This window comes from Brevibacillus fluminis, assembly GCF_052072235.1.
Taxonomy (GTDB): domain Bacteria; phylum Bacillota; class Bacilli; order Brevibacillales; family Brevibacillaceae; genus Brevibacillus_D; species Brevibacillus_D fluminis_A.
Genome location: NZ_CM125436.1, coordinates 1,108,432 through 1,122,031, shown reverse-complemented (window position 1 = coordinate 1,122,031; position 13,600 = coordinate 1,108,432). Strand labels below are relative to the sequence as shown.

General features: G+C 48.5%; 9 protein-coding genes and 1 pseudogene. 3 read left to right on the top strand and 7 right to left on the bottom strand.

The genetic code is table 11. The features are described 5' to 3' along the window. The first annotated feature begins 240 nt into the window (after positions 1–240). Complete coding sequence (locus tag ACTID9_RS05845; protein WP_441070305.1) at positions 241–1,224, top strand: DUF4855 domain-containing protein; 984 nt, start codon at positions 241–243, stop codon at positions 1,222–1,224. 44 nt (positions 1,225–1,268) lie between these two features. Here the strand turns inward: ACTID9_RS05845 and ACTID9_RS05840 are convergent, their stop codons facing one another. From ACTID9_RS05840 to ACTID9_RS05825, 4 genes and pseudogenes are all read right to left on the bottom strand, one after another. Next, a complete protein-coding gene (locus tag ACTID9_RS05840) occupies positions 1,269–1,934 on the bottom strand; it encodes a hypothetical protein (RefSeq protein WP_441070304.1) in 666 nt (221 codons plus the stop codon). 642 nt (positions 1,935–2,576) lie between these two features. Continuing rightward, positions 2,577–3,581 (bottom strand): annotated as a pseudogene (locus ACTID9_RS05835) (APC family permease); the annotation flags it as partial. Positions 3,582–4,109: 528 nt separating this feature from the next. Then, a complete protein-coding gene (locus tag ACTID9_RS05830) occupies positions 4,110–4,775 on the bottom strand; it encodes a GntR family transcriptional regulator (RefSeq protein WP_441070303.1) in 666 nt (221 codons plus the stop codon). Between the two features lie 90 nt (positions 4,776–4,865). After that, complete coding sequence (locus tag ACTID9_RS05825; RefSeq protein ID WP_441070302.1) at positions 4,866–5,999, bottom strand: M42 family metallopeptidase; 1,134 nt, start codon at positions 5,997–5,999, stop codon at positions 4,866–4,868. 242 nt (positions 6,000–6,241) lie between these two features. Between ACTID9_RS05825 and ACTID9_RS05820 the strand changes: the two genes are divergently transcribed. Beyond that, positions 6,242–6,727, top strand: coding sequence for a hypothetical protein (locus ACTID9_RS05820; protein ID WP_441070301.1), 486 nt, complete (start codon positions 6,242–6,244; stop codon positions 6,725–6,727). Between the two features lie 59 nt (positions 6,728–6,786). Here ACTID9_RS05820 and ACTID9_RS05815 read toward each other — a convergent pair whose 3' ends face one another. Continuing rightward, positions 6,787–7,413, bottom strand: coding sequence for a type 1 glutamine amidotransferase family protein (locus tag ACTID9_RS05815; RefSeq protein WP_441070300.1), 627 nt, complete (start codon positions 7,411–7,413; stop codon positions 6,787–6,789). Between the two features lie 211 nt (positions 7,414–7,624). Here ACTID9_RS05815 and ACTID9_RS05810 point away from each other — a divergent pair, with 211 nt between their 5' ends. Beyond that, the gene (locus ACTID9_RS05810) at positions 7,625–8,116 is read left to right on the top strand and encodes a hypothetical protein (protein WP_441070299.1); all 492 of its coding nucleotides are present in this window, start codon (positions 7,625–7,627) and stop codon (positions 8,114–8,116) included. A 69-nt stretch (positions 8,117–8,185) separates the two neighbouring features. On the opposite strand, the gene ACTID9_RS05805 is transcribed toward ACTID9_RS05810, so the two are convergent. Continuing rightward, the gene (locus ACTID9_RS05805) at positions 8,186–10,738 is read right to left on the bottom strand and encodes an Ig-like domain-containing protein (RefSeq protein WP_441070298.1); all 2,553 of its coding nucleotides are present in this window, start codon (positions 10,736–10,738) and stop codon (positions 8,186–8,188) included. 146 nt (positions 10,739–10,884) lie between these two features. After that, positions 10,885–13,407: a LuxR C-terminal-related transcriptional regulator gene (locus ACTID9_RS05800; RefSeq protein WP_441070297.1), complete on the bottom strand. Its 2,523-nt coding sequence runs from the start codon at positions 13,405–13,407 to the stop codon at positions 10,885–10,887. Positions 13,408–13,600: the final 193 nt, after the last annotated feature.

The following is a 13,600-nucleotide window of genomic DNA, read 5'->3' as shown; positions in this document are numbered from 1 at the left end:
AGAACGCCCTCGCAGACATGCGACGCGTGGACGTAACGGTCCACTTCCATTACGCTGATCGAGCAAGCCCATGAGGCGTTTATGCTGGAAGCAGCAGCTGCGAAAAGTACCGGCCAAGAAATCTTTTGAAAAAATTTTTGTATCTGGTTGTTAAATCCCCCAATTTTTCTCCTTTATTGATGAAACGACGAAATGACCGGTCAAATCAGTCGTTATCATACATTATTGGAGGAATGAAATATGCCAGCTGGTACATTACCTGGTCAAACTTCTGGTCTCTTGGTGTACATTGGAAGTGGTTATGAAACAGTTACAAAGGATCAAATCACTGCTCTTTCCGATATGGGCGTTCGCGATTATGTGCTTGTAATAGGTAATCAAAAATTTAGGTACGGTGATAGCGCTGGGCAGAAACAAATCATCAATGATTGCGCTACTGCAATGGACACATTTTGGAAAAACTGGCTCGCATCAGGTACTGGCAGAAAAGTGTGGGTTGGAGTACCTCTTCTTGATAGCACTAAAACTGCCTATGACAATGCTAGTGCTTTCATCGGTGTATATAAAAACTACATCGATAAAATGATGGAGGTTGCGATTAGCAACGGGGCGAACAAGTCTAATTTTTGTGGGTTTTACTATACCATGGAAGCTGTGCAACCTCTTGATACCGTAGTCGACCCCTCAAATCCGACAGCAACCCAGACTGTAAAGTTAATGAGTGATGTTTCAACATACATTCGCTCGTTAAATAAGCAGTTTATGTGGTGCCCATACTATGGTTTTGGCGCTAACGCGAAAAACATCATCAAGAACTTGGGTATTATTGCCAACCGGACAAACATCTTTGACCACATTTTGATCCAACCCGCTTATTACTTCCATGCTGGTGATAACTGTGATGCAAGAACTATCACCGCTGTTAAGAAATCACTTTCTATTCGGGATGATTTCAATATTAATGGCGCTGTTGTTGATTTAGACTACAAACCAGTTGCTGGCGGACGAGCATCCAACGCTACGGCGATCATCGGTGCGGTTATGGAAATGGATTCAAACGTACTGAATAGTAAAAGTTCGCTGTATCAGCAATACGAAGACGCTTTTATTGACCTCTCTAATACTCACACGAGTGACTTCGTATTTTATGCCAACACTACGTCGTTAATTTTGTCTCTTTCCGGCATGAGAGACCGGATCAAGAAATTTTACGAATACGTCTAATAAAAAAAGCGGCGTTGGTCATCCAAACGCCGCTTTTTCTCTTTTCAATTCGTTTTAAATTTTGTTGGAACTGCAAAAATGTCTTCACTGGAAGTTGTAATTTCATCATAATAATACAGTTTGGTCAAAACTGGCGTGATATAGTTTCCTCCCGCGAACATTTCTACTTTACTGGGTATACATGTAACTGGATCAAGATAGGCTATTTCTACATTAGGATCACTTTTTATTGCTACAATTCGTTTGACCTTTTTAACTTCCTTCCCGTTTAATACTGTACTTCCTACATAACTCCAGTCCTTTGTTTGATAACCACTAGCGATAGTTTTAAACATGGAATGAGTAAGTGAATATGGGTTATTTACGTATTTAACCGTTTGTGTTTCTTCGGTCACTGTTCCTTTTATATTCTTCAATTCATATCTTAATTTTCCACCCTGCGTTTCAATCCTCTTCCAACTCTCTACCTTGTTACTATTTAAAAATGGTAGATAAACGTAATCGATTCGAATATCAGAGTTTTGCGGGTTATACCATGTTTCTTCCAGTGTAATAGTATTATCTATAGCTTTAGACAATACAACCATGTGTTGAATAGCGGGCTTTGTTTGGACAGTAACGTTACTTGCTGCAATTACATTCGCTGCTAGACCACTCCACATGACACACATGAGTACCAGAAGTTTGAATGAAAGTAGTTTTTGTATCAATTGAATCCCTCCAATGTTGATCAAATATAATCTTGAATTTTTTCCCATCCGACATTAATTATGACGAGACGAAAATGGAATTTGTTGCATAAACGAAAAATGGAGAAAACAGAAGCTAGGACGAGATATTGATTTTTGGGTGTAACAGCCAGTTTGTCCACTCTTCATGGACACTGGCTGTTACTGTTTTAGTGAAAGGTTGTGGAAATCAGGGGAACCCTAGATTGCATCCATTCTTCCTCCCCGTTTTGGACGGAACGCTTGGGATTTTGAATAATTGAATATTAAGGAGATGTTCGCTTTGAAATGTCCAGTGTGTAGTAGCGAGATGCATTTTAAAGAAACGATGGTCCAGCGCCTAATCAACAGCAAACGAATTTTGTGATGAGCCGGTAGCGGTGTATCCGGAGGCTGTCGATGTCATGGATCATGTCGTCGAGAAATGTGTAAGAGAAAATGTTGAGCCGGTGCATTCCGTTTTTAACTTCCAAGACGCTGATGAGTTTTTGACTGCATAGCAGCTACGATGGGCGTCCGAATTGGCCCCATTCTGGGCAATTCGTGCGTAAGTGCAGGATATTAAGTAGGTTACTGCCTACCTGAAAGTCGCGCTGCGACTTGGTTTGTGAAGGCTACTGCAATTTATGGAAAAAGATAAAGGCTACATTTCGCTAGTAGAACGCATAGAGGGGGAGGGTTTTGATGAGTAGGCAGATCCGGATTACTGAAACTATGAGAATGGCAAAAGCTTAGCTGGAGATCGAGGGGATAGCGGCCACCGAATCGGATGAAGAACTGGTCCGTATGAGCTTGAACGGAGAAATCACACATGAAGAATTTTTGAGAAGAGCGATGGAACGGGCGGAGAACCAGCGCGAGCAAGGAGAATGCGCTGACGAGAAGAATATTGATGGTCGGCGTTTTGTACGTCGGATGCAGATAGCCGAACACCTTTTTCGGCAAAACGCGATCTCGGCCCATCGCATACAACAAGCAGGAGGCGCCCATATGCGCGGCTGAACCGGAGCCCAATGTGCCCATGACCGTTTTCCCCAGGACAAATGCGACGAACCATTCCCCTCCGACGCTAGCGGCGATTTCCAAGGCGGCCGAATCCGGATTTTTAAACGATAGATAGTCAGGATGAGCGATCTGCATCGCATAGGAGACAAGGACGAACAGCACGCCAACCAAGAGAACGACGATCATTATCGCTTTTGGAATCGTGTTTTTGGCATCGACGGTCTCCTCCGTCAGCGTGGCGATCAAATCGAATCCGAGGAACGAAAAGCAAAGCAAGGATGCGCCCGCCACGACAATTGACAGCGATACGTCGGGATTGAAGAATGGCAGCGACGTGATCACCTGAACCGTTCCCACCCCGCTGATCGCGCTTTTAAAAGAAAGAATCGTGAAGAAAAAGACCGTGAGTACGCCATAGATGCTGGTGCTCATATTCATGCTGGTCGCCAGCTTGACGCCTCTGATGTTGATAAAAGTCACCAAGATGATCAGGGCAAGCGCCCACACATAAAACAGGATCGACGGGAACCACGCGGAAAGAAAGATGCCAAAAATCAGATAGTTCACCATCGGCATGAACAAATAATCGGATGGAAGTCCCCAGCCTACGATAAAGCCGAGATGAGGGTTGAGCGCCTTTTACATGTACGTATAGGCTGAGCCTGCCGCCGGATACATCTTGACAATCCGGCCGTAGCTGTAAACCGTAAACAGCAGGACCGCCAGCGCGATCAGATAGGATGCCGGAACCATGCCGTGTGAAGTTTGTGCGGCAATGCCGAATGTGGTTAAAACTGTCCCTGGAGAAATCGCAGCGAGACCAACAAAAATCAGAGGCCATAAGGTGAACCGTTGCTACAAAGTTGTTTTTTCGCTGTTCATGAAATCCTCCTCGCAAATCGGAAAAGTGAAGTTTGGACATGCTGGTTTCTTTGGTAGCTGCAAAACAAAAGAAGAAATGGCTTTCATAAAGGAACGTTGTATCAGTCTTTATCACTGTATAATGTCGATCGTCGACATTCATTAGAAATAAGAAACGTTAGAGCACTTACCGGAGCAGATAGCCAAGAGACCTTTGTCTCTTGGCCTATCATCCTCATCGTGCACAAGTTCGTCGGTAGCGGGCTAAGCGGGCTAAGCGGGCTAAACGGGCTACTTCGCGCCGCTCCCCTTTTTCTCCAGATACTTTTCAATGCGGGGAAACACGGCTTTGTTATGCGTATCGAGCAGCTGCTTTGCCTCCGCGAAATTTTTCTCCCGCAGCAAACGGACAATCTGCTTGTGCTCAGCCAGCGACTGCTTCATGTTTTGTCCCTCCATGAACGCGATCGTTTGCACGGAAAGCAAAGGCACCCCCAGCTTGGCATACATATTTTCCAGCACGTCGCTGCGGCTTGCGGTCACCAGCCGGGAATGGAAATCGTAGTTCAGCTTGGCGTATTCCTTCTCGCTGCCCCTCGCCTCCATCGCGGTAAGAAGCTGCTCCATTTTGACCAAGTCTTGCGAAATGTCCTGGTGCTCCAGCTTCTCGATCGCCAGATTTTCCAAAAAGCAGCGGATCATCAGCAAGTCCTTGATCTCTTCAGCGGAGTAGCCTCTGACCACCGTTCCTTTGCGCGGGATCTTCTCCACGAAGCCTTCTAGCGACAACAGGTAAAACGCTTCGCGAATCGGCGCCCTGCTCGTCCCGAACGCTTCCGCATACTTGGTCTCGATAAGCTTCTCGCCGGGCAAGATTTTGCCCATGATGATATCTTCCGTGATGTTGTTTTTAATGAGGTTCGACAACGCATTATTATCAATCAAAGCTCTATTCATTTGCTTTATTCTCCTGCATTGAAATAGGTATCGTTTGGCAGAAACAATCCTATTATATCATTTGCCGCTTCCACGCACGAAGCGCGCAGATCAGACGAAAGAAAAATCCTTCTCCCCGTTCGCCCTGACGATCGCCTTGACGATGCGCAAGACTTGCGCGGCATCGTTCAGGTTGACCAGCTCCACCGGCGAATGCGAGTAGCGTCGCGGCGTAGCGATGATACCGACGGGAAGGCCGCCGTTCGCCAAGGCAAAGCCAGCCGCATCTGTCGTGTAATAGTTGCCGACCAGCGTCAAATACTGCAAAGGTACGCCAGCTGCTTCCGACTGCGCTTCAATGATTTCCCTCACCTTCGGATGGATAAAGGTGAAAAAGCCTTCCGGCGTGCCGTCCGCGATCGGGCAAGCCGGCCCCTTGCCAAGGTAGACGGGCAGCATCCGCTCCGTATCGATGTCAGGCACATCTCCCGCCGGAATCGTATCGAGCACGATCGCATAATCCGGATCAATGGCATTGCGCAGCATCGCGGCACCGTGCAATCCCACTTCCTCGCGAACCGTTACGACGCCATATAACGTGCCGGCAAAATCCTCGTCTTTCAGCTGATGGAACAGCTCGATGAGAATCGCGCAGCTGATCCGGTTGTCGACGGATTTGGTCGAGATCAGGTCCGGATTGAACATCTCGGTGAAATCGCTTTGGAACACGATCGTATCGCCGATGCGGATGCCCATCTCCTCCGCTTCCTGCTTCGACGATGCCCCTACATCAAGGTAAGCATCGCGGATCGTCAGCTTCTTGTGCGCTTCTTCTGCCGTCTGCATATGCCCTGCCTTGACGCCGATGATGCCGGTGATTTTGCGGCCGTTTCGGGTGCTGATCCATACCTTTCGCCCCGGAAGCAGCGCGTCCGCCCCGTCGCCGATCTGGTCAAACGCCAAAAAGCCGTTCGGTAAAATGTTTTTTACGCAAAAGCCGACCTCATCCGCATGAGCAGCTACCATCAGCTTGGGTCCCGGCTTCGTCCCGTACTTGATCGCCGTCACATTGCCGTTGCGGTCGATCTTCACCTCATCTGCTCCCGCTGCGAGCTGATCGCGCAAATATCTCACGACTTCCTGCTCAGCACCCGACACGCCGATCAGTCCGGTCAACTCCCGAAAAAACGACTTGATCCGCTCTTTTGCGTATGTAAGCTCTTTCAACAAATTGTCTGTTGTCATGATTTCCCCTCCTTGTTAGAGTGTTTGAAAGCTGTTCGGACTTGCCTTTTCATCAATCGATTCATGTCGATTGTCGACATTTCGTATTATACGGATTATGCCAATTATCGTAAACATTTATTTTTCTTCTCCCTTTCCCGAAAGACGTATGCACGGATCAGCCCTTAGACGGATCATCTCCTGCCATTCATGTGGTAGATTTATACAGAAATGATGAATTGGATTGAAGGGAGAACCATTCAATGCGACAACTTTTGGGCTATATTCTCACCGGAATCGGCATACTCTTCGTGCTCGCCACTTACAGCGGGATGGAGTTTGGCATCGACAAGCTCTGGCCTGCCTTCCTCTTGATTCCGGCCATCGGCTTCCATTTGTTTTATTTTTTGAAGCCAAGCCCCGCCCGCTCCGGCGTCCTTGTTCCCGGCGGCATTTTGCTTGTATACGCCCTGCTTTTTTTCTTCAGCGAGATCGTCCTTGACGGCGACATGAGCAAAACGTGGCCGATTTTTTTGCTTGGTCCAGCGTTCGGACTGTGGGAGCTGTACTATTTCGGTTTCCGCAAAATCGGGCTTTTGATCCCGATCATGCTGCTCACCGCCATCGCCTTCATTTTCCTCGCCTGTTCCTTTTTATCCACGCAGATCGGCGGCATTTTCGGAGTCGTCCTGGTTGCGATCGGCGGCTCGATCCTGTCGCGGAAGAAAAAGCACGATTATATGTTTTAAGAAACGCGGCAGTCCGGGATGCGAACCTATCGTCCTCGACTGCCGCTTCGCTTATCTCCTCATCGAATGGAATTCATCAACGCATAAAAATGTTCAGGTTCACGCGTCCGATACAGATTGTACCACGCATCCAATGTTTGGGAAGAAAACACATCCAACGCTCTCAAGACATGCAGCGAAAATTCCAATGGCGCTATGCCGGAAGCCGTTATCAGTTTTCCATCCGTTACGGCTGGCTCCTTCATATAATATTCTTCTCCCGCATAGGCAGGGCAGATCATTTTAAGGAATTCCAGGTCATTGCTTGTATGGTATCTCGAATCCAGCCATCCTTTTTGAGCAAGAGCGGTTGTCGCACCACAAATCGCTGCTACCAGAATCCCTTCCTCCAGACATTGCTCTACCTTACTCAAGATCGGTTCATGAATGATGTCTGTCCACGTATCTCCTCCGGGCAGAATCAACGCATCTGCGTTTCTCATGTGGCACTCGGCAAGTTCCATATCCGGTACGATTTGTAAGCCTCCTAACGTCCTAATCGGAGTCTTATCGATTGCCACCGTAACGATTTTTGATGCGGGTACTCCTTCCTTATAATATCTTCCCGAGTTTAGTTCAGCGGTTACATATCCTACTTCCCAATCCGCCATCGTATCGAATACATAAAGGTATACCGTATGATTCATTTGCAAGTCCTCCAATGGTTGTTTTATCTCCATCATAAAACGACTTCACTGACAACTGCTGTCAGTGAGGCTAGCGCACGTAATGAAAAAGAACAAGCCATGCGAAATGATGATAATCACCGCTCCCGGTACTTTCACATAACTTGACGATAAGATGGGCAAAAGTGCGAGGGCTTACGCTCATCTGCCTTAACGCAATGGAGGTATATGCATGATTAATTTCTATGCTTTTCAGGGGACCGTTACGATGATCAGCGATTTTCATACAGGGCAAACCGGTGAAGGGGAAGGCTGCTATCAATTACTTTCTGTCGAAAACAGTTCAGGAGCAGTAGCGAATTTCGTCGTATCGCCTGCCACTTACTTTGTCGACCACGTCATGGTGGCAATCGGCGACCGGGTAACCGGATATTATGACGGGAATGCGCCTGTTCCTTTTATTTACCCTCCTCAATATCAAGCGCTTGTCATGGTAAAAGATAACTCCATTCAAAATGTCAAAGTCAGTTATTTTAATAGTCAGCTGGTTAGCAGCGACGGGCAATTACAACTAACGATCTCTCCGTACACCCAAATCGTGTTAACAAATGGGCAATCCTTTTCCAAAAGCCCCGCGAACCGCGATCTGATTGTCATTTATGGACCTTCCACCAGAAGCATCCCCGCCCAAACCGTACCCTATCGAATCATCGTTTTGTGTTAGCGGTTTTTCTCATGGATTGCGCCCCCTAAAAAAGCTCACACCTCCTATGAGATGTGAGCTTTTTCCGCTTTATTCCGTAACCGTAACCGTAATGGTCACGGACTTCCCTTGGTACGTCGCCTCGATTGTCACCGTTCCTTTGACGTTCCCGTGAATCTTACCGTTTTCAACGGTCGCAATGATCTCATCATCACTCGACCACTCTGCCTGCTCCGTCACGGTTTGCTTCGAGCCATCCACATAATAGGCGGTCAGTCTGACGGCTTGATCTTTTCCGGCAGCTACCGTCAGCTTCTTTTTAGAAGCAAGAAGGCGTCTCACCTGTATCGACTCGCTGATGGTTACGGACAGTTCCGCCGTTTGGCCGCCATAGGTGGCTGTGATGACAGCCGTACCGGGAGCAACCGCTCTCAACTTGCCATTCTGATCGATGGTTGCCACCTCCGGGTCACTTGACGACCATGTAGCCTGTTCCGTTACATTTTCTTTTTCCTTGTTTGAAAGCGTTGCTGTCAGTTGTAGCTGCTTCACTTCACCTGTGCCGATTTCCAGTTCGGTCGGCTGCACCTCTAGCTTTGCCACGTCCACCTTCGAGATTTGCACCGGGATTGTTAGCTTTTGACTTTGATACATCAGGGTAATGGTTGCCTTCCCTTCTTTTTTCCCCGCTTTGATAACGCCTTGCGCGGCGGTTACCACCGTTCTCGAGCTGGAACGATACGCAACGTCTTTCATATTGGTGATGTCTTCTTTGGTGCCGTTGGAATAGACGGCATACAAGGTTATGGATTTCGATTCATTCGGTTTCAACAAAATCGTTTTTTCGGACGCTTCCAGACCGACCAGCTTCTTCTCTTCACTGACAGTCACGGTGCTTGTCGCGGTTTTGCCTTGGTCTACCGTGGTAACCGTAATCGTTGCGGTGCCGGGAGAAAGCGGCGTCACAACACCATTGCTACTGACTGTCGCCACTTGCGGATTGCTGCTGCTCCACATCACGCTTTGATTGGTAGCGTAAGATGGATGGATCGTGGTGTGCAAAACTGCACTGTCCCCTCCTGCCTGTAAGCCAAGCACCGCCTGATCAAGGCTTACGCCCGTTACCGGATAGAAAGCGGGAAGAGGAGGAAGGGAGGGGTGCGCTCTTGTCACATCGATGGTGTACGTTTTGGTGGTCAGATCCGGTGCAGTCACGACGATGGCAATGAAAGTCGTTCCCTCTCTGAGCGAGATCGCCCTGCTTGGTTGACCGCTCCGAAGCGCGTTTCCGTCAACCGTCAGTGTGGCATCGCTATCCTCGGCGCTTGCAGTGATCGTAATGGCCGATACGTCGTTCGGTACGCTTGCTGTATATGCCGTCTGCCCCGCAGCGAAAGCAGGGCTAAGCGTTCCGCTCGATAGTGTCAGTCTGTTCAAGTTGGCATTGCTGCTCGGTGCCTGTGCGCGGTTCACCGTAAGCAGGTACGTATTGTGCTGTGCCCGATTTTCCGAGTCTACCGTAATCTGAATCGGATTCGGCCCGTCAACCAGGTTGGCTTGATAGGTGTATACGTTTCCGGTTGCAGATTGGTATGTCGCCCCCGTAACTGTAATCGTTTGGTTCGGATCGCCTTTGGTCAAGGAAAAAGTAAAACTCGAAACGCTGTGATTCACATTGGCATCATACCGAACGTTCGCTGCCGAAAACGCCGGTTCCAAAGTGCCTTGTTCCACTGATAAGCCTGACAGCGCCGCATTCACGGATTCCCATTTTGCGTACAGCGTCGTATTCTCCCTGAGCGGAGTGTTGAAATCGAACAGTCTCGTCAAGCCGGTGTCGCTGTACCACCCGCCAAATGTATACCCGTTCTTCGTCGGGGCGGCCGGCTGGGTCACCGTACCGTAATGACTCACCGTTTCGCTGCTCACCTCAGACCCCCCATTACTGTCGAAAGAAACGGTAACCGGCCTTTCCGAATCATAGAGCAATTTTTGACCAGAGTACAAAGCGAGCGGCGGCAAAGAGAAATCAGCGTTTGGCCGAAGCACAAATGTAACGCTTCCATTCGTGGTATAGGAGGAGAAACCTTCCAACACGGTATCGGTTTTCGTGTAAAAAGAACCAACCGTTTGCTCCTTGTCATCGTTGTTCCAAAAAGTTACATCTGGATTGGAGTGCGCGAAAACTTCCGCTTGGCCCGTCACAAGCTGGTTGTCTGCATCATAAACCGCAAATTTTGCATCGACATAGCCTGGGTTAGCTTGATTGGGTAATGCGGATAGCAGTTGAACGTGGTCTGCAGGCTTGGACGGTTTCTGACTTGAAGCCGCGCTCACATGAACGCTATGAATGCTATCGAAATTGTAAGAATAGTCAGGCACCCAACTGACCGTGCCATCCGTCAGAAAGCCTCCAACAACTGGTTTCCCGCTGGTTGCTACCGTTATTTCCTTCTGTAAACTATCGTTTGTTTCGCCCTTTGAAACATTACCATCAGCATGCCGAACGTATAAGTCCTGTGGATACACCCCAGCATCATCAAATTGAAAAGTAACGCTGCTTTGTGAAGTTACACATCCACTCAACAAGAGAACGATCAACGCCAAAGCAAAAACCAAACCTTTCGAATAAAAAACTCTCATGAAATCTGTCCTTTCTCCTCCATCGCTTTTGCAACCAAGGAACTCGTATTTTCGGATTCTCTTACTCTCGCACTATTCTAAAGTGATTCTGGTCATAAAAAAATCCCCCGATCGGGGGAGAAACAAGAGGCAATGTTCAACATGCCCTACAGTAAATTCAATTCTCTTCCTTTCCTCAACGCTTGCAATCTGTTGTTCACATCGAGTTTTCTGTACACGCTTTTCAGATGGCTCTTAACCGTTTCCGAAGTGATATGGAGCTGCCTTGCGATCTGTTTATTCGTCAAGCCCATGTCAATCATCTGCAAGATTTTTCGTTCCTGCCTGGTGAGCAACGATGCCTGAATGACCGGTTCCCCCATATGCTCCTTCATCATGTGCAACAATTCGCTGGCGTAGGCCAAAGTTGTGCCGGCAGTCTTGTGGCTTGCGCGATGCTGTCTTTTCCGGAGAAATTCGCGCAGCAGCTCGGCCATCTTGGGCCCCTCATCCATGAAGCTGCGAATGTATCTCCCCGGTTTTGCCCATTGGAGTGCGGCTTCCAGCTTCAACTCCGCCTCTGCCGTATCTCCCTTTATAAAAAGAGCCATGCTTTGCAGAATGGACACCTTGATTTTCTCCCAAAGTCGATCATTCTCATCGACGAGTCGATACAACCTGGCAAGTAGCTGCAGGGCTTCCTCCATCTTCCCGCACGCCATCAGCGCCCTGGCCAGGACGAGATACTCCTTTTCAAAGCCCAGCGGAATTGTATCGGTATGCTTGATGCCGCATGTTTGCAGCCAGCTCTCGTCAAAGGAACCGTCTAACAGTGACAAATACGCTTTTTCCGCCTCGATCTTTCTCATGAAAATGTTACGATCTGCTGAATGAATCCTGGATTTGACCCCTTCCAGCAGCTCAACTGCTTTTGTCAAATTTCCCTGGGCCTGATAAATTTGCGCAGCAAACGTAGTGGCAATCACAATGAGAAGGGAATAGGGCTGCATGCACGGTTCCCGCAGTACCCTTTCCGTATACACGGCTGCCTCTTCCAACCGGTTCCATTCATACAGCAGCGAACTGTACGAATTGTAAAAAAATCCGTTATACGGGTAATTCTCCCGCTCCTCCCATGTCTTGATCCATCGGGAAAAGAAACGTTCGGCCTCATGCAAATCATCAAAAAAGCTTAATAGCGAAGCAAACGTGATCGAATACGAATTCGCTTCGATCATCTGAATGTAGCTGCCCTCCGGCAACAACCGATCGAACTTTTCCAAATAATCATTCGTTCGCCCAAAGTCCTTCCGGTAAAAAGAAACAACCGCGGACAAGTACAGAATCGTTCCTGCATAAGGCTCCCACTCCGGCTCCAGCAGCTTGTCCCTCATGAGGCGAAGCCTTGATTCAGCAGCCTCCAGTTCACCCGCTTCCACCATCACTTTTACATAAAGGAATTGAATCCCCGGCTTGCCGGCAAAACAGGGCTCTGGCAGCGCGCGCAACCAGCGATGAAGCACGCCTCTTTTCACATGGAGATTTTGCAGCTGCTTTTCGAGGAAAGCACTCGCTTCATGATGGTGCCCATCCATCAGCAACTGCTCCATCGCTTCTTCCAAAAACCCGTGCTCCTCCAACCAATTGGCTGCCATGACATGCACGCGCTTCGACTCTGCCGCATGCTTCTGCCGAAAGCGTCTCCGTAAAAAATCGGAAAACAAATGATGATACCGGAACCACTGTCGCTCTTCATCCAAGGGGACGATAAACAAATTTTTCTGGTCCAGCGTCTCCAGCAGCGCCTGGCCATGTGCCTGACCGGTAACCCTTTCGCACAAGGAGCCGTTCATCCTGTTGAGAATGGACGTTTTCAATAAAAAGGACTGAATGTCCTCAGGCTGAAGCCGAAATGCTTCCTGAAACAAATAATCGGATATGCTGCGGTGTTCCCCGCTGAAGTCGCGAATGAATGCAGGATAATCGCCGCTTTTTTTCAGCGAGATGGCTGCAAGGTGCATCCCGCTGATCCAGCCCTCCGTGCGGCTGACCAGATTCTCGATTTCTTCCCCGGATAATGGCAACTCCATGGAATCCTGAAAGTAGCGAACCCCTTCATCAAGCTGGAACCTCAGCTCCGCAGCCGTGATTCGCACCATCTGGTTGGTAGCCTGCAGTCTCGCCGTAGGAAAGGGCATTTCGAAACGACTCGTGATATAAAGGTGAATATGAGCAGGCAAATACGCGAGGAAATGAGCCACCGAAGCGTGAATGAGAGGCAGTTCAATCGAATGGTAATCGTCAAAAATGATCACCAATTCCTCCTCATGCGCATTCAGCTCGTTGATCATGGCGGTAAGAAAAAACTCAACCGCGCCGGATTGAAGGTAGGATAAAAACGGGCTGACCGCTTCGGCAAAAGAGGGAATTCTGCTGTTGACAGCAGCGATCGCATAGCTCCAAAACAAGGTGAGATCGTTATCATAGGAATCCAGGGATACCCATGCGGCGTGCACATCGCTCTGCTGCAGCCATTGACTCAGGGCGGTTGTTTTGCCGTATCCCCCTGAAGCCGTTACGACGGTTAGCTTGCTTGCTCGCCCTTGATTCAGCAGCGCAAAGATCGCTGCCCGATCAATCAGGCCATTCTGACGCGTTTGCGGTATGTGAAGTTTGGTACGCAGTATCATTGGTTGGCACCCCGAATCTAGCTGTAGCATCCACCCTACTTTATATCGGATTGTATCACGTCCGGAATACTGGCCGCTCTTGATTTCATCCAAAAGCTGGCGGTTCGCTTTTTATTTTGTCCGCTGCACATTTCGCACACTATCAATTGTAACTTTTTGTAAATTTTTTCGTCAAAAACTATGTCTCCTGTTT